The organism is Terrisphaera buseokensis, assembly GCF_047521145.2.
GTDB lineage: Bacteria > Verrucomicrobiota > Verrucomicrobiia > Opitutales > Opitutaceae > ER46.
The window spans coordinates 6733116-6756167 of the sequence record NZ_CM134186.1; the positions used below are offsets into that span (position 1 = coordinate 6733116).

General features: G+C 66.2%; 18 protein-coding genes. 10 read left to right on the forward strand and 8 right to left on the reverse strand.

The window, feature by feature from the left end; genetic code table 11:
• Positions 1-513: 513 nt before the first annotated feature.
• Positions 514-993 carry a hypothetical protein gene (locus ACLJEU_RS25405; protein WP_414661201.1) on the forward strand — a complete coding sequence of 160 codons (480 nt, stop codon included), beginning with the start codon at positions 514-516 and terminating at the stop codon, positions 991-993.
• A gap of 50 nt (positions 994-1043) precedes the next feature.
• Here ACLJEU_RS25405 and ACLJEU_RS25410 read toward each other — a convergent pair whose 3' ends face one another.
• Positions 1044-1391 carry a cupin domain-containing protein gene (locus ACLJEU_RS25410; protein WP_414661200.1) on the reverse strand — a complete coding sequence of 116 codons (348 nt, stop codon included), beginning with the start codon at positions 1389-1391 and terminating at the stop codon, positions 1044-1046.
• A 214-nt stretch (positions 1392-1605) separates the two neighbouring features.
• Between ACLJEU_RS25410 and ACLJEU_RS25415 the strand changes: the two genes are divergently transcribed.
• Positions 1606-3126: a PAS domain-containing protein gene (locus ACLJEU_RS25415; protein WP_414661199.1), complete on the forward strand. Its 1521-nt coding sequence runs from the start codon at positions 1606-1608 to the stop codon at positions 3124-3126.
• Positions 3127-3276: 150 nt separating this feature from the next.
• Here the strand turns inward: ACLJEU_RS25415 and ACLJEU_RS25420 are convergent, their stop codons facing one another.
• On the reverse strand, positions 3277-4563 hold the full coding sequence (locus ACLJEU_RS25420) for a hypothetical protein (RefSeq protein ID WP_414661198.1): 1287 nt from the start codon (positions 4561-4563) through the stop codon (positions 3277-3279).
• Positions 4564-4719: 156 nt separating this feature from the next.
• On the opposite strand from ACLJEU_RS25420, the gene ACLJEU_RS25425 reads away from it, so the two are divergent.
• The gene (locus ACLJEU_RS25425) at positions 4720-5109 is read left to right on the forward strand and encodes a hypothetical protein (RefSeq protein ID WP_414661197.1); all 390 of its coding nucleotides are present in this window, start codon (positions 4720-4722) and stop codon (positions 5107-5109) included.
• A gap of 512 nt (positions 5110-5621) precedes the next feature.
• On the opposite strand, the gene ACLJEU_RS25430 is transcribed toward ACLJEU_RS25425, so the two are convergent.
• A complete protein-coding gene (locus ACLJEU_RS25430) occupies positions 5622-7274 on the reverse strand; it encodes a CocE/NonD family hydrolase (RefSeq protein ID WP_414661196.1) in 1653 nt (550 codons plus the stop codon).
• 236 nt (positions 7275-7510) lie between these two features.
• Here ACLJEU_RS25430 and ACLJEU_RS25435 point away from each other — a divergent pair, with 236 nt between their 5' ends.
• Positions 7511-8917: a Gfo/Idh/MocA family protein gene (locus ACLJEU_RS25435; RefSeq protein WP_414661195.1), complete on the forward strand. Its 1407-nt coding sequence runs from the start codon at positions 7511-7513 to the stop codon at positions 8915-8917.
• Positions 8918-9259: 342 nt separating this feature from the next.
• Here the strand turns inward: ACLJEU_RS25435 and ACLJEU_RS25440 are convergent, their stop codons facing one another.
• The gene (locus ACLJEU_RS25440) at positions 9260-10318 is read right to left on the reverse strand and encodes an NAD(P)-dependent alcohol dehydrogenase (protein ID WP_414661194.1); all 1059 of its coding nucleotides are present in this window, start codon (positions 10316-10318) and stop codon (positions 9260-9262) included.
• 207 nt (positions 10319-10525) lie between these two features.
• Between ACLJEU_RS25440 and ACLJEU_RS25445 the strand changes: the two genes are divergently transcribed.
• Complete coding sequence (locus ACLJEU_RS25445; protein ID WP_414661193.1) at positions 10526-11767, forward strand: hypothetical protein; 1242 nt, start codon at positions 10526-10528, stop codon at positions 11765-11767.
• Between the two features lie 152 nt (positions 11768-11919).
• On the opposite strand, the gene ACLJEU_RS25450 is transcribed toward ACLJEU_RS25445, so the two are convergent.
• The 4 genes from ACLJEU_RS25450 to ACLJEU_RS25465 all read right to left on the reverse strand — a co-directional run bounded on the left by ACLJEU_RS25450 (position 11920) and on the right by ACLJEU_RS25465 (position 18032).
• The gene (locus ACLJEU_RS25450) at positions 11920-15204 is read right to left on the reverse strand and encodes a hypothetical protein (RefSeq protein WP_414661192.1); all 3285 of its coding nucleotides are present in this window, start codon (positions 15202-15204) and stop codon (positions 11920-11922) included.
• A 520-nt stretch (positions 15205-15724) separates the two neighbouring features.
• Entirely contained in the window at positions 15725-16204 is a 480-nt protein-coding gene (locus ACLJEU_RS25455) for a VOC family protein (protein WP_414661191.1), read from the reverse strand.
• A 157-nt stretch (positions 16205-16361) separates the two neighbouring features.
• Positions 16362-16700, reverse strand: coding sequence for a YciI family protein (locus tag ACLJEU_RS25460; protein WP_414661190.1), 339 nt, complete (start codon positions 16698-16700; stop codon positions 16362-16364).
• 165 nt (positions 16701-16865) lie between these two features.
• Positions 16866-18032 (reverse strand): XylR family transcriptional regulator, encoded by a 1167-nt coding sequence (locus tag ACLJEU_RS25465; RefSeq protein WP_414661189.1) that lies wholly within the window; start codon positions 18030-18032, stop codon positions 16866-16868.
• Between the two features lie 120 nt (positions 18033-18152).
• Here ACLJEU_RS25465 and ACLJEU_RS25470 point away from each other — a divergent pair, with 120 nt between their 5' ends.
• Genes ACLJEU_RS25470 through ACLJEU_RS25490 form a run of 5 tightly spaced genes read left to right on the forward strand, consistent with a single transcriptional unit; the run spans position 18153 to position 23051 of the window.
• Positions 18153-19214 carry an isocitrate/isopropylmalate dehydrogenase family protein gene (locus ACLJEU_RS25470; RefSeq protein ID WP_414661188.1) on the forward strand — a complete coding sequence of 354 codons (1062 nt, stop codon included), beginning with the start codon at positions 18153-18155 and terminating at the stop codon, positions 19212-19214.
• Complete coding sequence (locus ACLJEU_RS25475) at positions 19211-19951, forward strand: 3-keto-disaccharide hydrolase (protein ID WP_414661187.1); 741 nt, start codon at positions 19211-19213, stop codon at positions 19949-19951. Before ACLJEU_RS25470 ends, ACLJEU_RS25475 begins: the two co-directional genes overlap by 4 nt.
• A 60-nt stretch (positions 19952-20011) precedes the next feature.
• Positions 20012-20674, forward strand: coding sequence for a cyclase family protein (locus ACLJEU_RS25480; protein ID WP_414661186.1), 663 nt, complete (start codon positions 20012-20014; stop codon positions 20672-20674).
• A gap of 56 nt (positions 20675-20730) precedes the next feature.
• Positions 20731-21990, forward strand: coding sequence for an MFS transporter (locus ACLJEU_RS25485; protein WP_414661185.1), 1260 nt, complete (start codon positions 20731-20733; stop codon positions 21988-21990).
• A complete protein-coding gene (locus ACLJEU_RS25490) occupies positions 21990-23051 on the forward strand; it encodes a Gfo/Idh/MocA family protein (RefSeq protein WP_414661184.1) in 1062 nt (353 codons plus the stop codon). The genes ACLJEU_RS25485 and ACLJEU_RS25490 overlap by 1 nt, the downstream gene beginning before the upstream one ends.
• Position 23052: the final 1 nt, after the last annotated feature.

Consider the following 23052-nt stretch of genomic DNA (forward strand, 5'->3'; position numbering starts at 1 on the left):
GCCCAGGCCGGAGTCGGCGTTCACGCTGCGGGCGATATTGTACTTCTGCCACAGCCCGCGGACGTCGACGGGGTTCTCCACGTTGCGGCCCTCGGACTTGCTGTCGTAGCGGCTGAGCGTGGCGTAGTACTTGCCGTCACCGGTGGAAACGCGAAGGCCGTAATCATAGCCCTCGCCCTTTTCCGGCGCCGGTCGCGCGCCGCTCAGATATGGCTGCGAGCCCGCATTCGGCGGCAGGATGTTCTGCGAGTAGTTCGCGAACACGCCGAGCCAGTTGAAATAGTACCCGGCGCCGGCAGGTGCAGCGACTGACCACAGTTTACCCGAGTCGTTCGCGCGTCACCGACGATCCCTCGGAAATCAGGCCTGCGGCGGATTCTTCGGCAATCTGCGGGCGGGAGCCGAACCGCGACGGTGCAGACGGAACTATCTCCGGCATCGCACCCGCCGTGCATTCGGCACGGCGGTCCCGACCGTCATCCGCCCGCGCCGGCGTCCGCGAAAATATTTCCCATGAACGATCCCCTCACCATTTATCTTCACGATCACCTCACCGGGTCGAACTTCGCCGTCGAACTCCTCGACGGCTGGCGCACCACGTATCGCGACGAACCGCTCGGCCGGCTTGCCGCCGATCTGCACCGCGAGATCGAGGAGGATCGCGTCACGCTGCGCGGCATCATCGATCGGATCGGCGGGGAAACGCATCCGTTCAAGGAGACCGTGGGGTGGATCGCTGAGAAAGCCGCGGGCTTCAAACTGCGGCGCGAGGAGAATCTTGCGCTCGGCGTGTTCGAAGGGCTCGAGATGCTGGCACTCGGCATTCTCGGCAAACGCTCACTCTGGGCGGCGCTCGATCTCCTCGCGTCGACGGATCGTCGGTTGCAAGGTCTCGATTTCCCGCGGCTCGCCGAGCGCGCCACGGGCCATCACGCGCGCGTGGAAGCGCAGCGCCTCGGCATGATCATCGCGGTCTTTGGTTCCGCGCGCTGACGCCACGGGCGCACCGGCGAAGCGTTGCGGCCTCGGCACCGGCGCCGCCCTCAGGAGCGAATCATCGTCAGCACCATCTTGTAGCGCGTCACCGCCCGGAGCGCGTGCGGCTGGTTCGCCGGCAGGAGAATCATTTCTCCGCCACGCACGCGGTGAGGCTGCCCGGCGATGGCGATTTCCGCCTCGCCTTCCACCATCTGCACGAGCGCGTCGAACGGCGCGGTATGCTCGCTCAGGCCTTGATCCTGATCGAAGGCAAAGAGCGTGATGTTGCCCGTCGGCTTCTTCACGATGACGCGACTCACGACGGCCCCATCCTGGTAGCCGACGAGATCAGCGATCGAAGCGACGTGCGCGGCGGCAAAGGCCTTGGTGGGGGTCGGGGTGTCGTTTGGCATGGTGAGTGATTCGCTTCAGGGTGAAGCGCCGCTGGTGCAAGGGGCCGCCTAAAACCGCTGGCGTCAAACCCCGACGAAAATGAACCGTCGGCGCGATTCGGGAGCACCTCCCTGGTTCTTGGTTTCTGACTGAGCATCTTTTGGTCAAGAAATGCGTAGGATTTTTCCTACACTTCTGCCGTCCGCAGGCCGAATGCAGGACGAACGCCGCAACATGAAGACTCCGAAAGTGGTTCCACGCGATCTTCCCCGTGAATTTCGCGCGAATGAGATGTTTTTTTCCACGACGGACAGCCGCGGGGTCATTACCGCCGGGAACGAGGTGTTCACTCGCATCAGCGGGTATGGCGTCGGCGAGATCATGGGGCGCGCTCACAACCTCATCCGCCATCCCGACATGCCGCGTGCGGCCTTCCGATTGGTGTGGGATTATCTCAAGCAGTCGAAACGCCCGGCGGCGGTCGTGAAGAACCTGGCCCGCGACGGCTGTTACTACTGGGTGGTCGCGCTGTTTGCGCCAGCGCCAGGCGGTTACCTTTCGATCCGTTTCAAGCCCTCGCCCAAGCTCGTGGGCCTCCTGGTCGGGATCTACGCCGACATGCTCGCGGAAGAGGAGCGGCAACTCGCGCAAGGGGCCACCGCCGACGCCGCGATGGATGCGTCGGCGGCCTTGCTCCTGGCGGCGGTGCGCACGCACGGCTACGCCGACTACGACGGCTTCATGCGCGACCTGCTCTGCGATGAACTCAAGCGGCGCGACGCCGTGCTCGCGGGGCTGGGCGTGGCGACGGTGCAGACGCTCCCCGACGCGATCCGCGGCGCCGGCAACCAGGCGCCGTTGCGCGCGCTCTATCGGCGCGGCGAGGCTGCCTACACGCAGCTCAGCGGACTCTTTCTCCGCCTCGATGAATTCGTGGCACTCCAGAAGGCGCTCGAGGGGAAGGCCACCTTTGTCGACAACCTCACGAGCGAGCTGCGCCTTGCCGCCATGAACGCCTCGCTCGCGTCGGCGCGCGCCGGCGCGAAAGCCCAGAGCCTCGGCGTGGTCTCGCACTACATGGGCAACGCGTCGTCGCACGTCGCCGCCGCCGTCGCCACGCTCACGACCGGCATCCGCACCGTTTCGGATCGGCTGCGCTCCGTGATCTTCAATCTCGCCGCCGGCCGGCTCCAAATCGAGATGATCCTCGGCTTTCTGCACGAGCTCATCCGCGCCGATGCAAGCGCCACGCAGCAACAGTCGTCGTCCACGTCGATCAAGACTCTGCAACAGGTCTTCCGCCAGTCGCTGCAGCAGGCGAGCGAGGCCCTGAGCGATCTTGAGAAGAGCACGCGGGAAATGAATCCCACCGCCCGCGACCTCGGCCGCCACATGATGGAACTACAGGTCGCGCAATTGTACGGCGCGGTGGAAACCACCCGTATCGCCGACAAGGGCGACTTCGCGACGGTCTTCGCACGCATCCGCGAGCTGATCGACGACACCCGTCAGCAACTTTCCGGCCTCAGCGACGCCCTGGCGCAACTCGACGCCATCGCCGCCGAAACTCCCGCCGCCGCCCGCACCATCGCGACCTGCGCCGTGGAGATGGAATCACAGGCGGCAATTCTGACCTGGGACGCCGCGCCCGCGGCCGTCGCCGCACCGGCTGCCGCGACCCCCGCGGAGCCGATCATGACCTTCGATTCGCCCCACGATCGTCTGGAGCTGGCGGAGGTGGGTGGTGAAACGTGATGGGGGGAGTTGAGCGTTGAGAGCTCAGGGTTGAGGGATCGATCCGACGACGATCGGCGACGTCAACCGGCACCGCTGTGCAGGCTGACGTATTTTTCTCTCAACTCCCAGCTCTCAACGCTCAACTCCTCACTTCTTCCGCCCGCCCCTTCACCGCTCAGCCGTATTCGCGGGCGTCGACGTCACGGTCGAGGTGCTGCCCGTGCTGTAGGAGGAAGACGCGGAACTGGCCGAGGACGATGAATCGAAACTGCTGCTCGACGGCGGCGGCGTGTAGGACGGAGCTGAATACGACGATGCAGACGCGGATGACGAGGCCGTCTCACTGCGCGAGGAGTGCGAATGGGACGACTCGGAGCGCGAGGAACCGGAGTCGCTGCGAGCGTAAGAACGATCCGAGCTGCCCCGGCCGGAATCGCCATGGCTGTAGGTGCGCTCGGAATGCTGCCGCGTGGAATCCGTCCGATTGTAGCTGCGATCACGGTTCGAATCGCTGCCCTCGCCGTTCCAGCGCGTGCGGTCCGTGCGACCCGCCGCTTGATTCGGGTTCGCATCGGCCGAGTCCGACCGGTGAAACAACCGGCCCACCCACGAACGCGACGTATCCGTCGCAGCCGCACCATTTGGGTTCGGGTTACTCTGCGCATACGTGCGCTCGGTCCGATCGCTCCGATCGGTTCGCACGAAGCTCCGGTCGGGCCCGACGCGGCGGATGTCATCGGGAAAGAGCGGCCGGGAGGACTCCGTCGCGGCATACGCGACGGGCTCGGGCGTGCTCCGTGCCGGACGCCAGGCGAGCAACGGCGGGCACGTGCCATCCGTCGGCGGGTGCGGCCGTCCAGGGTGCGTGGGCATGGCGTGATCCGGGCGGTGGGAATGATTCGGATGGTGCGGCGGTGACGGCGGCACCGGCGTGCGCGGATTCAGCGTCGGGGTGCTGTACGTGTAGCCATCGTAATAGGAATGGCCGAATCCGTAGTAAGGATCGTTCCAGGATCCACCGTAGGCAGTGAAGGCTCCGGCAAAGCCAAAGCTGGTCGGATAGCGATACGAGGCCGACTGCACCAGCGAGGAACCGAGCGTGAGATTGCGCAGCGGGTTGGCGCGCACGCTCACGATGACGGCGTGCCCGCGGGTCTCCGGATCGGTGAGACTCGGGATGAAATCCACCCGGAGGATGCGATCCGCGAGCGCGAGATCGGTCACCAGCACGCAGCCCACCGCCGCGAGTTCACGCGCGAACAGCGCCTGAACGGCCGCCCATTGTGCCGGCGACGGCTGCAGTCCGCCCTGCACGGATACAGCCAGCGCGTACGCCACCGGCCGCGGGCTGGCAACGACGCCCGACGGACGCCGCGACGACGGGTGCGTGCAACCCGTGGAAACGATCAGAACCAGCAGAACAATTGCGGCCAGGCGTGGGGTAAAACGATTCATGGCGACGGGGGGTTGCAGGGGCGTGACTGACCAACCATCAAGCGTACGCTCGAAAGCGGGAATACTCGAGGTCGATCGCTGTTTACATCCCGGCGCGCCGCACGACCGCCGTGAAAATCATTGAGGGGGCGGTTGCCGGGCCACAGCGTGCCGCCGTTGAGTCCACGCGCGATCAATCAAGTCACAGGCCTGCTCCTCGCTTCCGGCTGGGGAGCCGCCCTGATCGTTTATCTCACCGCGAAGCCCGTGGTGTTCGATCCGCTCATCGGCAATCCGCTGACTTCGAAAAAATACCTGCACGAGCTCCGGGTGATGGGCGGCAAGGCAAACGTGGCCTTCGCCGAGTTTGAAGCGTGGCTCGCGAGCCTGTGGCAGGGGGAAACGCGCGCCGTGACCGTGGCCGTGATCGTGGTGATCGTGACCCTCGCGTTCCGTTTCGTCGCCGCCCGCCCCGATCTCTACGCGCCGATCGCGGAGCCCCTGCCGGCCCCGAAGCCGTCCGTTCCCGAGCCGAAGGCCCCCGGCACGCGGATTGAGCCGGAGTGAGACGCGACCGGCTACCGGTTGATGCCCGCCGATGCCGGGGGCACTTCGGCGGAATCACCGCCAGGCAATGAAGTCGCCGGAATCGTCGGACAGGAAGGCGCAACTCAGTTCTCCGCGTGATACCAATCGCTCCTTGCTTTTGGACTTCTGGATCGATCGTGGCTACGAGCGCCAGCGAGTGGTCGTTCGGCCACTCGCTGGCGCTCGTAGCCACGGCTAAAGTCCCAAGGCAAAGAGCGATTGGTATGAGTTCGCGTTTCCAATTACGAAGTGCGCCCCAGCCCAGGGCGCGGAGCGAGCGATTCACGAAACGATCTCGCGCTTGATTTGCGGTGAACGGGACCACCCGGGAGACGGCATTGCTGTTCGGACGCGCGCCGTGCTTCGGGCAGGCGTGCCAGCAGCAACCGTCAACGAACCGCGGCCTACCCCGCGTGCCCACCACGCTCTGGTCACTGCTGAAGTGTCGGCAAATGTTCGCCTGCCATCCCTGCCGACGAGGCCCGGCCTCCTCACCGCACCACGGGCGCGATCACGTGCGAGGCGCGGGCGCGTTCGTGGTGGATTGTGTTGGTCGCAGCCACGGCGTTGGCGGGCAGGTCGGGCGCAATGGGCTCTCCGGTCTGCGGATTCGGCTCGTAGAACGGCGCACCGGTGCTCGCGACCGTGATGCGGATCCGATGGCCGCGGTTGAAAATCTGGCTGAGCGATCCGACGTCAAACCCCACGCGGTACACCCGCCCCGGCTCCAGCAGCGTCTCCTGCTCCCAGCTGTCGCGGTACCGCGCCCGCCGCACGTAATCCATGATGAGGATGCTCCGGCCATCGGGATAGACGTCGCTCACCCGCACGATGAAGTCCGTGTCGCGGGCCGTCGACGCGACGTACAACTCCGCCCGCACCCGGCCCGTCCACTCCACCGGCTCCACGAGTGGCTCGGTCGTGAACGTGCGCACCTCCGCCTGCGCCTCGAACGCCCGGGCGTCGCGCGCGCCGGGAAACGCCGCGAACGGCAGCTCCATCGGGCGCCGTGGATCACTGCGGTAGGCGGTCGTGGATGTTTCCGCGTCAGGAGCACGCCGATCGAGTCTTCCGCCCGCGTGCAAGAAATACGGCGTCGGCTGCGCGGCGACCGGCCAGTCGGGCGCGGTTCGCCAGACATTGCCGGGCGCTCCGGGCTCGCCGACCGCGCCCATGACGTAGTAACGCACGGCCGGCTCCCGTTCGACGCCGTTGTCGACGCCCTTGAGGAAGTGATCGAACCAGCGCAGCTGGTGCGCGGCGGTGTCGAAGCGCGCATTTTCCGGATACTTCATCTCCCCGATGACATTGGATTTCGGAATCCCGCCGTGGAGCCACGGACCGAGCACGAGTTGCTGCCGGCCCCGCGAGTTCGCCCCGCCGCGGTGCTGCCGGCCGATGAAGCTCTCGATCGAGCCGACCGACATGAAATCGTACCAGCTGCCAATCGTGAAGCACGGCACATCCATGCGGGGAAAATGCAGCGTGCAATCCTCCGCGCGCCAGTAGTCGTCGTAGTGCGGATGGCGGAACCACTCCGCGAGCAGCGCGCGATTGTCGGCCGGATCGCGGGCAACGGCGTCCATCTTCTTGAACCGCTCGGGCTTCGCCGCCCCGCCGAGCCGGTAGCCCTCGTGGAAAAGGCTGAGGCCCGTATCCGTCATGTACTGACAGACCAGGTGCGGCGGCTGCGTGACGGCGAGAAAGTTCTGCGCAAAGCCGCCCTGGGAGCCGCCGAACGTCCCAATCCGGCCGTTGCTCCACGGCTGCCGCGCGAACCACTCCACGAGATCGTAGCCGTCCTGCTGGCCACCCCACCCGAGTGCGCGATACCCGCGCCACTCGCCCTCGGACTCCTGGGAGCCGCGAAAGTTGACGCGCGCCGCGACGTAGCCGTGCGCCGCGAGCGCCGCCAGCTCCCTCCGCGAAGCGGTGCCCGTGACCGGCGCATAGCGCTGCTCGAAAATCACCGGCCAGCGGCCGTCCCCGGACGGCGAATACACATAGGCCGACAACCGCGTGCCGTCGCGCATCGGGATCATGACGTGCGTTTCGCGCACGCCGCCGAGATCGAGCGGCGGCAGTTCCGCACCGGCACACCGGGCGGCCAGCAGGACAAGGCAGAGACGCGGAAAAACGTTCATGGGGTGGCGCGGGCGGATAATCGCGAGAAGGACAGCGGCAGCCCCGCAGGAAAGACGGACTGCCCGCGCCCGTTCTGCCGCCTCGCGGGCCGGCTGGCGAGCGCGGCCTGCACCGCCCCCGCGTCACCCGCGCGGGCACTCGCCCGTTGACGCCGCCACCGCGGACCGGTTGGCTCGCCGCGACGCGTCCGCAGCGATGACGTCCGTGTCACGCCCCGCCCCTCTCCCGTTTTCTCATGAGCACCTCCAACCGCAGAGACTTCATCAAGCAAAGCATGATCGGCACGGCCGGCCTCACGATCGGCGGCATGGGTTTCAGCGCCAAGTCCTACGCAGCCATCAGCGGCGCCAACGACCGGATCAACGTCGCGGTCATCGGTATCCGGAATCAGGGGACGGTGCATCTCAACAGCTGGTGTGGCCTGAAGGACAGCCACAACGTCCAGATCCGCGCCCTGTGCGACACCGACGAGCAGCTCTTCGCGCCCGCGTTGAAACTGGTCGAGCAGAAGAGCGGCGCCAAACCCACGACGCACTGGGACCTGCGGGCCGTCCTCGATCAGAAGGAGATCGACGCCGTCTCAATCGTCACGCCCAACCACTGGCACGCGCTCGCAACCGTGTGGGCGTGTCAGGCGGGCAAGCACGTCTACGTCGAGAAACCCGCCTCGCACAATATCTGGGAGGGCCGGAAGATGATCGAGGCCGCGCGGAAATACCAGCGACGCATGCAGGTCGGCCTCAACAATCGCTCCGCCCGCAACGTGCGCGACGCGATCGCGTTTCTCCATAGTGGCAGCATCGGCGAACTCTACATGGCGCGCGCGCTTTGCTTCAAAGCGCGCGACTCCTACGGCCTGGCCAAGGATGGCACGCCGCCCGCCGCATTTCACTACGACCAGTGGCTCGGGCCGGCGCCGCAGCGGCCCTACAATGAAAAACGGAGCCACTACAACTGGCACTGGTATTGGGACACGGGCAATGGCGACACCGGCAACACCGGACCGCATCAACTCGACCTCGCCCGCTGGGGCATGGCGAAGAACGACCACCCGGTGTCCGTGTATTCGGCGGGCGGGATCTACGGCTTCCGTCAGGACGACAGCGTGAAAACGCCGGGCACGAAAGTGTACGGCGGCGTCGAGACCTACGGGCACGACAAAACCGCGCAGGAGACACCCAACACCCAGACGGCCGTGTACACCTACGGCGACGGCAAGCTTATCGAACTCGAAACGCGCGGCCGGTACACGAATCACGAGGGCAGCAAGGGCCAGGAGGTCGGCAATCTGTTCTACGGCACCGACGGCTGGCTCGAGATCAGCGGCAACACCTGGAAGGCCTTTCACAAGCGCGGCAAGGAACCGATCGCCGGATCGAAAGACGGCGAGACCGAACGGGTCGGCAATCACTGGGCGAACTTCATCGACGCCCTGCGCTCGGGTAAGGACGAGACGCTGCATGCCGACATCGTCGAAGGCCATCTGTCAACGAGCCTCTGCCATCTGGCCAACATCTCGTATCGCGTCGGCCGGTCGTTGAAGTTCTCCGGCAAGGACGAAAAATTCCTCAAGGACGCCGAGGCCGATGCGCACCTGACCCGCGTGTACCGCAAGCCGTACGTCGTGCCGGAAAAGGTCTGACGGCACTACGAGCCAGTCCGACGAGACAGGATTAAGCAGGAAGCCAGGAAACCAGGAAAAATCCGGTCAGGGCGTTCGGGCTCCTGGTTCCGCACCTCTGGATTTCTCCGGGTTTCATGGCTTCCTGCTCAGTCTTTGATTGCGGCGGTCACACGCTTCTCCTCGAAGCGGCGCCGCCGTTCACTCGTACGCGCTCAGCAATCCTTCGAGATCGCGTTTCGCCGGCAGGAGTGTGCGCCGGTAGTGATACAGCAGCGCGAGGCCGATGCCGACGGCGATGAGCGGCCAGAGCACGAAACCGACCCGAATGCCCGCCGCGATTCGCGAACGGGACGAGCCGGACTATTTGAGCGACGCCATGTCGATCACGAAGCGGTACTTCACGTCGCTCTTCAGCATGCGTTCGTAGGCCTCGTTGATCTGATCCATGCGAATCATCTCGATGTCGGAGGTGATGTGGTGCTGCCCGCAGAAATCGAGCATCTCCTGCGTCTCCGGGAGACCGCCGATCAACGAGCCGGAGAACGAGCGCCGGCGCATGATCAGCGGAAACGCTGAGACCGGCAGCGGTTCGTTCGGCGCGCCCACGAGCACCAGGTTGCCGTCGCGCTTGAGCAGATTGATGTAGGCGTTGAGGTCGTGCTTGGCCGAGACGGTATCGAGGATGAAATCGAAACTGCCGGCGTGCGCGGCCATCTGGGCCTCGTCCTTCGACACAACCACGTCATGCGCGCCGAGCCGCTTCGCATCGGCGGATTTGCCGGGCGACGTCGTGAAGAGCACGACGTGCGCGCCAAACGCCCGCGCGAACTTCACGCCCATGTGGCCGAGACCGCCGAGACCGACGATGCCGACTTTCTGGCCCGGGCCCACCTTCCAGCGCCGCAGGGGCGAGTAGGTCGTGATGCCCGCGCACAGCAGCGGCGCGGTCGCCGCGAGACTGAGATTCGCCGGAATGCGCAACACGAACTCCTCGCTCACCACGATGCCCTGCGAGTATCCACCGAGCGTCGGCGTGCCGAGGTGCCGGTCCGTGCTGCCATAGGTCATCACCATCTCCGGGCAGAATTGCTCCAGGCCCGCGCGGCAGTCGGGGCACGTGCGACAGGAGTCGACGAGGCAGCCGACTCCCACGGTGTCGCCCACCTTGAACTTCTTCACCTTGCCGCCCACGGCGGTCACGCGCCCGATGATCTCGTGTCCCGGCACCGCGGGGTACTGGGTGAACCCCCATTCATTGCGGGCGAAATGCAGATCGGAGTGACAGACTCCGCAGTAGAGAATCTCGAGTTGGACGTCGTTGTCGGTCGGTTCCCGGCGCGAAATGGAAAACGTGGCCAACGGGGACTGTGCCCCGGGCGTCGAGTAGGCTTTGACGGAATAGGCTCTAGGTTTGGACATAAATGGATTCCGGGGCAGTCGTCGGCAGGCAAGGGCGCGGCCCGTTCAGGCGTGGCGGACAGGCACGGCGGCGAGTGGTTGCGGGCTTCGTTCATTTTCGCCCTGACCGCGACCGGACACAACGTCTGACGCGAGATTTTGTCGTCCGCCCAAGGCCCGCCCATCAACGCTCCGCGAAGAGGCGGCCCTCCGGCAGGCCGATGTCCGTTGACGGCGCACCCGGCGGGGGATTGCCTGAGCAGAGCCGCGGCACCTCCATCACGACAACGCCGCCGCTCTCGCCGAAGCGCTGCGCACCGCCACCGCCCCACGCCCTCCAGCCTCAAGCCCCACGAACCCATGCCAAGCCTCTCCCGCGCCCTGCACATCGTCATCGTTCTCCTCCTGCCCGCGCAGCTGATCGGCCAGGGGCTGACCGTTCAAAGCGTGGTCGACACGCGGATCGAAGGCGCGCTCGGCTCCGTCGTGGGCATTGCGGCCCGGATGACCGGCAACAGACTGCGCAACGTCGCCACCACCACGTATCTGCAGCGGCACCAGATGCGGACCGACACGACGATGTCCGGCATGATCGTCGACCTCGATGCCGAGCGTGTAATCAACATCGATCACAAGCAGAAGACGTATTCGTCGATGACCTTCGCCGAAATGAGTGCGGCCATGGAACGGGCGCGCGCGTCGGCGGCGGAGGCCAAGGCGAAGGACGAAGCGAAGGCAGCGAAAGCCGGCAAGACGGAGAAGGAAGGCAAGGTCGACGTGAAATACCGCGTGGCCGTCGACCGGCCCGGCACCCGCGAGACGATCGCAGGCTACGAGGCGGAGCGGGTGTTCATCACCATCACGCTCGACGCGGAAGCGACGGCGGAGGGAGAAAAAACCGAACAGGTCGGAAGCATGGTGTTCCTGCTCGACCAATGGATCTCGAAGGACGCGCCCCAAGGTAAGGCCTATGCCGAGTTCTATCGTTTATATTCACAAAAACTCGGCCGCGAATTTCGTTCCCAGGTGCAGGGTCTGCAGGCGGCGTTCGCGTCGGACGCGCGGCTCAAGGACGGTTTCGAAGCCGCGGCGAAGGAACTCCAGAAAGTTCAGGGCGTTTCCCTGCGCAGTTCGACCCACGTGGTGCTCGTCCCCGTCAACCAGACCCTGGATCGTCAACTCGCGCTTCAGGGCGCGGCGGCCTCGGCGGCCGCGGCGGCGAAGTCGGACGAGACGGCCAAAACCGAGAAACCGAAATCGGGTTTCGGCGGATTCCTGAGCGCGCTCAAGACGGCGGCGGAAGATGCGGGCAAGAAGCTGGAAAGCGGCAATCAGAACAAAAATGCCCCGCCGAAGCAGAGCACGCTGCTGGTGATCGTCGACGAGGTGAAAAGCATTTCAACCGGCGCCGTGGCGGCGTCGCAGTTCGCGCCCCCCGCTGATTATCGCGAGGTGAAACCCAAGGCGTGATGGGGCGGCCGGCGGCGGTTGGATGACCTGGGGCCGACCAACGAGGCGCGAAAGGCCAGGCGGTCCGAGCCATGACAGCTCTTGGGGGCGTGCCCTCCCCATCCGCGACATCCGAGGTCCGTCTCCCTCATCCCTCCCATCCGTCGCCTCCATCAGCGCGATTTTCGAATGCCATCCCAAGCCTTCTCCTTGAGCCCCAGATCCAGCAAGGCACGCGCCGCCAGCGGATCCCGGTTCTCCCGCGCGTCCTTGAGCAACCGTTGACCCGTGCGCCCGAACTGGAATCGCGGATCGGCGGGCTGCAACGCGTTCCGTTTACCGGTAGCATCCAACGGGGCGGACTTGCGGATGTACTCCAGCAGGCTCGTCGGCGATCCCGACTGATCCCGATAAAACATCAGCTCGATCATCAGGGCCGGCCACAGCGCCTCGTTCCGCAGTCGGAGACGGGCCGCCTCCTCGAGGAACAGCACGTTCCCAGGATCCCGCTCCAGCAGCTTCCGCGACATCTCCACGGTGACCAGGTCCCGCTGCCGGTTCCGTTCGACCGGATCCGCGGAAACCACGTCCGTCTGGCGTTGGATCAAAAGAGGGACGAACGAAGGACCATGTCCGCCTTCGAGTCCGACCTCCAGCAGCGGCCCGAGTTCGTTCCACGAACGCCCCGCGGGTGCGGTGGTTCCCATCGCCGCCACCGCCACCTCGCCCACAGCTCTCGCTCCCTCCACCCATTCCGCGCTGCCGGGTTCCCAGTAGGCCCGTCCCGTGCGCCAGATCTGCGCCGCCTCCGCCACCTCCACCCACCGCAGGGCATCCTCCCGATCCGCGAGCCGCCCCCGCGCCCGCTTCACCCATTCATCCGGCGTGACGCCAATCAAGCCGGGAAGCATCCAACCTGATTCCACCAGGTGCTGACGCGCCCCGGCGTCGCCGCCCTTCGCCGCCTTCACCAGGGTCCGCTGGTCATCCGGCAACCAACCAAAGTCGGCGCGATCCACCGCGTTCAGCCCGCCGGCCGCCTTGATCTCCAGCAGCGCGAGTTCCGCCATGCGGTCCCCTTGTCGCGCTGCCACGTCGAGCGTCTCCTTTGAGAAAATCCTGCTTCCGTTCGCCAGCGCCCGTCCGATGGCACGCATCCGGAGCGAGGCGTCGAGCCCCATGGATCCGTGGCCCTTCTCCCGCCACGTCGCCACCCATTCCGCGGACTCGCGCACATCGCGCCGGAAATCCGCCAGCCCATCCCGCCGCGCATAGCCTGCGCCATAGCGTTCGCGGAACTCCTCCAGCATCGCCTGCGCGTGCCACGATCCCGCCTGGCCCAGCGACAGCAACTGCCGGAACGCCGTCCGCGCTTCCTGCCGATCCTGCGAGAACCGCAACCGCAGGCTCGCCTTCATCGCCTGGACCTCGGGTAACTCCCGGAGCGAAAGGCTACCCCGGCGGGATTCGATCTTGGCCAACTCTGCCCAACCCGAATCCGTCGGCGCCATCACCTGTTCCGCCCACAAACGCTGTTCGGCCGACGCGCCGGGGTGGCTCTCCAGCAGCGGCGCCAGCCAACCCGCCCGCCACTGCTCGGAGCTCAAGGGCTCGATCTGCACCGCCTCCACCAATGCCGCGACCTGCCGCCACAACGACGGATCCCGCCACGCCGCCTTCACCAGGGCCGCGTACACCGTCGCCACGCCGCTGCGGCTCGACACGTCCCGCGTATGGATCCGCGTGAAGTACATCCGCGCCAGCAACGCCGCGCCTTTCGTCGGTGCGTCCTTCGGTGACATCGCCCGGATCTCCGGCACGAACGGCCCGGCCTCCGGCGCCACCCCGCGCTCATGCGCCAGGCGGACGCACTGCAACGCCAGCCACGTTTCGACCGGTGCCATCCTCGCCGTGAAGAGGAATCGGGCTTCCACCGTTTCCCACGCGTTCCGCGGACTCATCCGCGTCCCCGCGCGATTCGAGAGCTCAAGGTACGAATCCAGGAGATGCCCCAACCGCCGGTCAGCCAACCGTTGCGATACGAGCAACTCCTTCGCCTCCGCTGCCAGCGCACCCGTCGCTCCATTTTCCAACCGGAGGAACGCCTGCCACTCCCTCGCCTCGACCTTCTGCCACCGATGCTCCGGCAGAACTCCGCCTTGGATCCCCGCGGACATCTTCACCGCCCGATCCATCCGGGCCAGCGCCTCCCGGGCGTCCTTCGCCCCGTCCGCACCCAGCCACGCATCCATGCCCAACGCCAGCTCCCGCTGCACGGCATAGGTCGCCCATCGGCCCTGATCAGGGATCCTTCCACACACCTGCGCCGCCAAGCCTGGATGAAACTCGCCCGTCAAACCCTCCAGATGGATCCGCACCACCGCGGCCCGTCCCCGCAGGAAATCCGCCGACTCCATCTGGCGCATCAAGGCCCGCGGTCGTTCCAGGTCCGCTTCCACCCGCGCATCCCGCAGCCGCTCGAAGACCAGGGCTGGCGCCGCCGACGGATGCGTCGCCACGCCGGAGTTCACCAACCGCTCGAGGATCGACAATGCCTCCGCCCGTTCTCCTGGCGTGGGTGTCCCTGACAGCACCGCCTCCGCATACCACGGCCCGGCAAGTCCTGGGTTCAACTTCCGCGCCCGGTCGAGGTACCGGATTGCCTGTCGGACGTCGTCCGGGTTCGTCCCGGCTTCGGGCGGTCGCCCCAGTCCTATGTACCGACCCGAATGCCACGCGCCCAGCGCCAGGTTCGCTCCGAGGTGCCCGCGTTCGGCCAGTCCCTGCAGGTGCTCCCGTCGTCGTACGTCATCCGGAAGCGCCGCGAGCGTATCCCGCAGCGAAGCAAAGCCCGGGGTCTCTCCCGCCATCGAGCTCGCCAGCGCCACCGCCGCCAGGTCCAGGCCCCAAGAGTAGGCTTTCTCGTACTGGCTTCGGGCATAGGACCGGGCGTCCATCCCCGCCGGTAGCGGCAGCAGCCCCGGCTCCAGCCGGTTTCCCTCGGCGAGCAAGCCCAGGTCGAGCAGTGCCGTCGCATCACCGCCCGCAACCGCCCGCTCCAGCTCGGTGACATGTCGCCGCCACGCCTCGCGGGCGGCCTGCGCCCGCAGTTCCGCCCGACGCCGCTCCGCCGCCGCGCGCACCTGCTGCTGGTATCGTTCCTCGGCTTCCGCCTCGTTCACCCGGCGGATCGCCTCCTCCCGGTCCTGCTCGGATTGCGCCCACTGCGCCCGACGCCGGTTCTCCCGATCCGCGATCATCTGGTCGAACGGGTTGAAGGGTCGCCCGAAGTTCATCCCCCGGAACCGTCCCGACGCCGCATCATTCAACATCTGGGTCGCGATCTTGTCGGCGTCGCTCGCCCGCGGCGAATCGTAGTAGACCGTCGCCGGCGCCTCCGACATCAGCCCCATCAGGACCCACCCGCCCAGGACCCGTCGCCATCGGGGAACATTCATGCGTCGCCCCCGAGCAAGCCGCTCCACCCGCGACCGAGTCAAACCCGATTCCACAGCCACTACGGGTCACGGGGCGGGGCGATTCCCCGCCCCGATCTTGAATCTTGAAACTGAAAACGACCGCGCGCCCCGCTCCGGTGCGCAGATGCTGTCCGATCCCTCTCGTTATACCAATCGCTCCGTGCTTTTGGACTTCTGGATCGATCGTGGCTACGAGCGCCAGCGAGTGGCCGAACGACCACTCGCTGGCGCTCGTAGCCACGGCTAAAGTCCAAAGGCAAAGAGCGATTGGTATGATACCAGCAGCCGGTAATAACTGGATTTTTGGCGGGGTCGCCTGGTTATGCGCTCGCGACCCAGATAAGCGCAAAGACGCAAAGGGACAAAGGTACGAGCACAGGATTTACCTTAGCGGCTCGACCTTTGCTTCTTTGCATCTTTGCGCTAAGTTACGCCTCGAGCGAGCGGCCTATATCAAAGTATCAAAGGACGTTGGTATTACTTCTTTCCTACTCAGAAATCATCCCCGCCGCGCCGCTTCGATTTGGGCGATATCGATCTTTCGCATCGTCATCATCGCCGCGAACGCCCGCTTCGCCTCGGCGCCTCCGGCGGCGATGGCTGCCGCGAGCACGCGGGGCGTGATCTGCCAAGAAAGGCCCCAGCGATCCCGGCACCAGCCGCACTCGCTTTCCTCGCCGCCGTTGCCGACGATCGCGTTCCAGTAGCGGTCCGTCTCCTCCTGATTGTCGGTGGCGACCTGGAACGAGAACGCTTCGGTTTGCTTGAACACCGGTCCGCCGTTGAGCCCGAGACAGGGAATGCCCATGACCGTGAACTCGACCGTCAGGATGTCGCCTTCCCTGCCGCCCGGAAAATCACCCGGCGCCTGGTGCACGGCGGTGACTTTGCTGTTCGGAAACGTCGCGGCATAAAAGCGCGCCGCCGCCTCCGCATCCTTGTCGTACCAGAGGCAGATGGTGTTCTTCGGTTTCTTCATGGGAGTCCTCTCTCGGTTTTTTTGGTGATCGTGAAAACGGGTTGGCGGCAACGGCCGCACACTCAACGGGTCCGACTGAAACCGGCAGCGGGCGGAGCACATCCGCCGTGATGCAGGTTGCCTCCTGGTTCTGTTTTGTCTCAGGGCATGGTGAATTTCAGTGAAACGCACGCACCTCGACCGGCGCGCGACAGGCGACGGTGGCCTTGCGGCCCCACGCGAGCGCCTCGTCGAAATTCGCCGCCTCCACCAACCACAGACCACCCACATGCGCGGTGGTCTGCAGATAGGATCCGCCGGTGGTGACGACGCTGCCATCGGGCCGCGCCTGCAGCGACTGCGCGCTGCTGGCCGGGTGCAGGCCGCCGACGTAGACCCGCACTCCCGCGGCCACCATCTCATCGTTGAGCACGTCGATGTCGCGCGCCATCGCGGCGGACTCGGTCGACGGGTCGTAATCGTCCGGGCGATAGAGTGTCACCAGATAATGTGCCATAAGGTTTTGGTCATCGGGTTGGAACGGGCCGTTTGTCCGCTCTGCACTGTAACGACGAACGGACGCGGACGGCGCGGACCGCAATCCGAAGTTTCCCGCCGACAGCGGATGCCGTCCGAGCACCCGCTGGTTCACCCGTGGTCTCCAGCCGGCGTCTCCCGCGCCCTACTTTCCCTGCTGCCGCCGGCGAAACTCGCGGGGTGACACACCGACCACGCGCCGGAACATCACGCTCAAATACTCCGGGTGCTCCACGCCTACGCGCTCCGCGATCGCGCTGACGGAAAGCTCGGTGGTCACCAGCAGCGTCTTCACGCGCTCGATGCGCACGCGCTGGATGTGCTCGTGCGGGCTGTGGCCAAGCAACTGCTTGAACTTCCGTTCCAGCAGGGTGCGGGAAATCGGCACTGCGCGCAGCAGATCCCCGACATCAATCCCACTCACGGCCCGCTCGCGGATGAAACGCACGGCCGCCGAAACCCGCGCGTCCGCCACCGCGACGACATCGGTCGACTGCCGCGCCACGACGCCCACCGGCTCGATCCACCGCGTGGTCACCGGCACTTTCGCGCCGTTCATCATCTGGTCGAGCAGTGCTGCGGCCTCGTAACCCGTGCGCCGCGCATCAGGGATCACGCTCGTCAGCGGCGGATCGCACAGGTCGCACAACAACTCGTCGTTGTGCACGCCGATAACCGCCACTTCATCCGGCACACCCAGACCCGCCTCATGGCACGCCTCAAGCACTTGCTGACCACGCACGTCGTAGCAGGCCAGCACGCCGACCGGCTTTGGCAGGGCACGCAGCCACGTGACGAGCGCCGCATACTCGGCCTCCGCCTGGGCCGGTTCCGCCCTGGCCACCGGCTGCACAAAATGCGCGACGATCGCGCCCATCGCTTTCACCTGTTCGCTGAAAAAACGTCCGCGCTGCGCCGACCACCGGAAGCGCGCGTCGCCGCAGTAGGCAAAGTTTGTCAGGCCCCGCTCGCGCAAATGCTCCGCCGCGAGCCGGGTCGCCGCCGCACCGTCCGTCACCACGCGCGGAAACACCGGCGTCGCCAGCGCCGCACTCACGTCCACCACCGGCGCACGACATCGGCGCAGCGCTGCTGCGATCACGGCGTTGTCCACCCGTGCAATGATGCCGTCGCCCCGCCAGGCTTTCAGCCACGGCGGCAGCCCCGCGCCACGCCCGTGCTCCGACAGTCGCATGGACCACGCATGCTGCTCCCGGCCCCACGCCCGCACTCCGTGCAAAAGCTCCCGACCGTAGGAGTTCGACGTCTCGACCAGCAGGGCCACTTTGCGCCGTTGCATCACGTCGCTCATCGAAAGCACGCACAACTGCGGCGCGACCCCAAAATGCCCTTGTGTTAAAAATCTCCGAAATAATGTGAGCGACCTCATGGACGCCGCCCCCGCCCGCTGGCACACTCCACCACCCCGTTCATGATCCCCATCCGCATCGCCGTCCTTCCGGGCGACGGCATTGGCCCTGAAGTCATCACCGCGAGCCTCGACGTCCTCCGCGCCACCGAGGCTCGCCTCGCGGGCGTGCGCTTCGAACTCAACTTCCACGCTGTCGGTGCCGGCGAGTACTTGAAAAATGGCCACCCGATGCCCGCCACCACCGTCGCGGCGTTTCGTCAGGCGGATGCCATTCTGCTCGGCGCCATGGGGCTGCCCGGCGTGCGCTGGCCCAACGGGGTCGAGATGACTCCGCAGATCGACATCCGCGAGCAACTCGACCTCTACAACGGTGTCCGCCCCATCAAGCTCTACCACGAAAGCCACACCCCGCTGAAACACTACGGCGGCACCGGCCCCGCGATCGACTTCGTGATCGTCCGTGAAAACTGCGAGGGGCTCTTCTCCGATCGCCTCACGCCGCGCCCGCCCGGCCGCGAATTCGAGACCGACACGCTCACCATCTCGCGGCGCGGCACCACGCGCATCTGCCGCGCCGCCTTCCGTCTCGCGCAGCAGCGGCGCCGCCACGTCACGCTGGTCGACAAGGCCAACGTGCTCCCGTCGATGGCGTTTTTCCGCCAGGTGTTCGATGCCGTCGCAGCGGAGTTTCCCGACGTGCAGACCGACCGGGTCTATGTCGACGCAATGGCGCTGTTCCTCGTCCAGCGCCCGCACACCTTCGACGTGATCGTAACCGAGAACATGTTTGGTGACATCCTCTCCGATCTCGCCGCGGGCCTCGTCGGCGGCATGGGCATGGCGCCCTCTGCCGATCTCGGGGAGCGGCACGGTGTCTTCCAGCCCTCGCACGGCACGGCGCCGACGATCGCCGGAAAGGGCATCGCCAATCCCATCGCGACCATTCTCTCCGTCGCGTTGATGCTCGACTGGCTCGGCCACGTCGAAACCCGTCGCGGCGCGCGGCTGATTGAGACTGCCGTCGCGACCGTGCTCGCCAATCCCTCGCACCGCACCGCCGACCTGGGCGGCAATGTCAGCACCGCGGAAATCACCCGACTCATCTGCGAAGCCCTCCCATGAACCACCCACTCGCCGCCGCCCTCCTCCTTTTCGCCACGCTGACCGCAAGCGCGAGCGAGGCTCCGTGGCGCCCGCTCTTCAACGGTCGCGATCTCACCGGCTGGAAAATTGTGGGCGCCCAGCCGCGCGCGGCAGCCTACGTCGAGGACGGTGCGCTCACGGGACACATGCTGCGCGGCACGCCGGAGCACACCTTTTTCTGCACCGAGGAGGCGTTCGGCGATTTCATCCTCGAGCTCGAATGCTTCCAGTCCGGTGGCTTTAACACCGGCATCCTCTTCCGCTGCATTCAAACCCCCGCCGACGCCGCCGTGCGCCTCCACGGTTATCAGGTGAAGATCGATCCGTCGCCCACGCGGCGGTGGACCGGAGGCATTTTCGACGACTACGGCCGCAACTGGCTTTGGCTCCAGACGCTCGAGCACGACGAGCGCGCGCGCTCCGCCTACAGGTTCAACGAATGGGCGCGCTTCCGCATCGAGGCCGTCGGGCGCACGCTCAAGGTCTGGGTCAATGGCGTCCCCACCGCTCACCTGCTCCACGACGGCTACACGCGCGGTCCCATCGCCCTGAAGATTCATTCTTTCCCGGCCAAGGGCGACGCCGCGCAGGAAAAGAACCTGATCCGCTTCCGCAAGGTGCGCATCCTCACCGCCGATCTCGCGCGCCATGCCCTCCCCACGGATCTTCCCGCGCGCGAGGCCGATCCGACGCAAAAAGTCCTCCCCAAACCGTAGCCCGCAACCGTGGATCGGCGGCCACTCCTGCCGCCGCCCGACTCTTACCCCTCCGGCACCATGATCCCACGCCTCGTCGATCTCACTCTGCCGCTCACTCCAGGCCAGCGCGGCGTCGCGATGGACCCGAAGTTCACCGTCGCGCACGACGGGTGGAACGCCGCGACCTGGCACCTCTATTCCCACGCCGGCACCCACATGGACTCGCCGATCCACTTCGGCGCCGGGACCGAGACCATCGATACCACGCCACTCGAGAAATGCCTCGGGCCCGCGACGATTGTGAACCTCGCGCCCTGCGCCCCGCGCACGCTGCTCACCATCGCGCACCTAGGCCCGGTCGCGGCCACCTTTACCGCCGGCGAAAGCCTGCTGCTCCGCACCGACTGGCACCGGCACGCCAACGTTCCGGCGATCTACCGCGACGGTCTCCCGCGCATCGGCGAAGACCTCGCGCAGTGGTGCGTGGCGCACCGCGTGAAAATTCTTGGCGTCGAGCCGCCCTCCGTCGCCGACGTGAACAACCTCCCCGAGGTCACCCGCATCCACCTCCTCCTGCTCGGGGGTGGCGTAACGATCGTCGAGGGCCTCGCCCATCTCGATCAACTCACGCAACCGCGCGTGCTCTTCGTCGCGCTGCCGCTGAAGCTCGCCGGCGGCGACGGCTGCCCGGTGCGGGCGTTCGCAGCCGAGGGAGTCGATCCTTCAGCGCTCGGCGGCTAGCGCCGCCCGATTCCCGACTCATCGAAAGTCAGGAAGCGAAAATCGAAAACCCCGCCATGCTGCCCCGCCGCGCGCTCGTTGTCACCGGAACGTTCCTCCTCTCGGTTCTCCTCTATGTGGACCGCGTGTGCATCTCGACGGCCAAGGGGCCGATCACGAAGGAACTCGGACTCACCGACACCCAGTTCGGCTGGGTCCTGTCGTCATTTGCAATCGGATACGCCCTTTTCCAGACACCCTCCGGGATGCTGGCCGACAAGATCGGTGGGCGCAAAATCCTCGCGGCGATCGTCACGCTCTGGTCGCTTTTCACCGGACTGAGCGCGCTGGCATGGAACTACACCTCGCTGCTCGTCATTCGGTTTCTCTTCGGCGCGGGTGAGGCGGGCGCGTTTCCCGGGATGGCGCGCGCGGTCTATTCCTGGATACCCACCCGCGAGCGCGGACTCGTGAAAGGCATCAACTTCTCGGGCTCGCGTCTCGGCGCAGCGTTCGCGCTGCCCGTGCTCGCCACCACGATCGATTCGGTCGGTTGGAAACTCACCTTCGCCATGCTCATGGGCATCGGCTGCCTCTGGTCGATCGCGTGGTGGCTCTGGTTTCGCGACGACCCGATGAGTCACCCGACGATTGCGAAGGAGGAACTCGCCTACATCGTCGCTCACCGGCAGGCCGGCACGGACACCGCGCCGGCGGGCAAACTTCCACTCAGGCGCATGTTCCGTTCGGCCGGCCTGTGGCTGATGATGGTGCAATACCTCTTCGCGAACTTCACCACGTTCTTCTGCCTCACGTGGCTCTATCCGCACGTCAAGGCCACCTACCAGCTGAACTCCGCGGACGCCGGCCTCTACGCCATGATCCCGCTGCTCTGCGGCGCGCTCGGCAATGTCGTCTCCGGCTGGCTCGTCGATCGCATCTACGCCACCGGCCGCCCCGCGCTGTCGCGCAAGCTCCCCGCGATTTTCGGCTTCACGCTCACCGCCATCGGCATGGTCATGAGCGTGCGGCAGGCCGAGGTCGGACCGGCGATTTTCTGGCTGTCGCTCGCGGTCTTCGGGGTGGACATGGTGCTGAGCCCGTCGTGGTCGTTCTGCATCGACATCGGCGGCAAACACGCCGGCCAGGTCTCGGGCACGATGAACATGGCCGGCAACATCGGCTCCGCCATCATCGGCCCGCTCTTCCCGTCGCTGCTCCTATGGACCGGCAGCGCCAACGTCTTCTTCTACATCGTCGCCGCGTGCAGCGTGGTCGCCGCCGGCTGCTGGATGCTCGCGGACTCGACGAAAAAAATCTCCGACCTACCCGCCTGATGCCTGCTCCCGCGTCCACCGCTCCCGCCCGTCGCCTCCGCGGCCTCTGCCTCGGCGCCGGTTATTTCAGCCGCTTCCAATACGAAGCCTGGTCGCGCCTCCCCGAGGTCGAGATCGTCGCGGTGGTGAACCGCGATGTCGCCAAGGCCCGCGCCGCGGCCACGCAGCACGGCATTCCGCGCGCCGCGGCGTGGAGCGATCTCGCCGCCGTGCTCGACGCGGAGCGGCCCGACTTCGTCGATATCATCACGCCCCCCGAGACGCACCTGGAAGCCGTGCGCCTCGCCGCCGATCGCGGCATCGCGATCATCTGCCAGAAGCCGCTCGCGCCCACATGGGACGAGTCCGTCGCGGTCGTTGAGACGGCGCGTCGCGCCGGCGTGCGCTTCATGGTGCACGAGAACTTCCGCTGGCAGCCCTGGTATCGCGAGATGCGCCGGCTGCTCGACGGCGGCACGCTCGGCGAACTTTTCTCGATCAACATCCGGATGCGCATGGGCGACGGCTGGCAGGAGAACGCCTATCTTGCGCGCCAGCCCTTTTTCCGGACCTACCCGCGGCTCTTCGTCTACGAGACTGGCATCCATTTCCTAGATACGTTCCGCTATCTCGGCGGCGAAATCACGTCCGTCTACACGCGGCTGCAACGGCGCAACGCCGCGATCAAGGGCGAGGACGCCGCCCAGATCGTCTGCGGTTTTGCCAGCGGCGCCACGGCGATGCTCGACGCTTCCCGCTACAACGAGGCCGACGCCGCCGATGCGCGCCACACCTTCGGCACCGTGCGCCTCGACGGGAGCAAGGGCCATCTCGAGCTCGATCTCGAAGGGAACCTCACGCTCAAGCTCCTCGGCCAGCCGTCGCGGCGCCTCGACTATCCGCACCCGCGCGAAGGCTTCGCGGGCGACTGCGTCTACGCGCTCCAGCGGCACTTTGCCGATCGCATGTTCGACGGCGCGCCTTTCGAAAACACCGGCGAAGACTACCTCAAGTCCACCGCGCTGATGGAGGCCTGCTACCGCTCCCATGCCACCGGCCAGGTGGTGGATCTCACGCGCTAGA

Coding starts and splice junctions, on each gene's coding strand:
- ACLJEU_RS25470 (WP_414661188.1), top strand. CDS start 18,153: ATGATCCCCATCCGCATCGCCGTCCTTCCGGGCGACGGCATTGGCCCT.
- ACLJEU_RS25480 (WP_414661186.1), top strand. CDS start 20,012: ATGATCCCACGCCTCGTCGATCTCACTCTGCCGCTCACTCCAGGCCAG.
- ACLJEU_RS25490 (WP_414661184.1), top strand. CDS start 21,990: ATGCCTGCTCCCGCGTCCACCGCTCCCGCCCGTCGCCTCCGCGGCCTC.
- ACLJEU_RS25455 (WP_414661191.1), bottom strand. CDS start 16,204: ATGAAGAAACCGAAGAACACCATCTGCCTCTGGTACGACAAGGATGCG.
- ACLJEU_RS25465 (WP_414661189.1), bottom strand. CDS start 18,032: ATGAGCGACGTGATGCAACGGCGCAAAGTGGCCCTGCTGGTCGAGACG.
- ACLJEU_RS25420 (WP_414661198.1), bottom strand. CDS start 4,563: ATGAATCGTTTTACCCCACGCCTGGCCGCAATTGTTCTGCTGGTTCTG.
- ACLJEU_RS25410 (WP_414661200.1), bottom strand. CDS start 1,391: ATGCCAAACGACACCCCGACCCCCACCAAGGCCTTTGCCGCCGCGCAC.
- ACLJEU_RS25450 (WP_414661192.1), bottom strand. CDS start 15,204: ATGAATGTTCCCCGATGGCGACGGGTCCTGGGCGGGTGGGTCCTGATG.
- ACLJEU_RS25415 (WP_414661199.1), top strand. CDS start 1,606: ATGAAGACTCCGAAAGTGGTTCCACGCGATCTTCCCCGTGAATTTCGC.
- ACLJEU_RS25475 (WP_414661187.1), top strand. CDS start 19,211: ATGAACCACCCACTCGCCGCCGCCCTCCTCCTTTTCGCCACGCTGACC.
- ACLJEU_RS25435 (WP_414661195.1), top strand. CDS start 7,511: ATGAGCACCTCCAACCGCAGAGACTTCATCAAGCAAAGCATGATCGGC.
- ACLJEU_RS25440 (WP_414661194.1), bottom strand. CDS start 10,318: ATGTCCAAACCTAGAGCCTATTCCGTCAAAGCCTACTCGACGCCCGGG.
- ACLJEU_RS25430 (WP_414661196.1), bottom strand. CDS start 7,274: ATGAACGTTTTTCCGCGTCTCTGCCTTGTCCTGCTGGCCGCCCGGTGT.
- ACLJEU_RS25485 (WP_414661185.1), top strand. CDS start 20,731: ATGCTGCCCCGCCGCGCGCTCGTTGTCACCGGAACGTTCCTCCTCTCG.
- ACLJEU_RS25405 (WP_414661201.1), top strand. CDS start 514: ATGAACGATCCCCTCACCATTTATCTTCACGATCACCTCACCGGGTCG.
- ACLJEU_RS25460 (WP_414661190.1), bottom strand. CDS start 16,700: ATGGCACATTATCTGGTGACACTCTATCGCCCGGACGATTACGACCCG.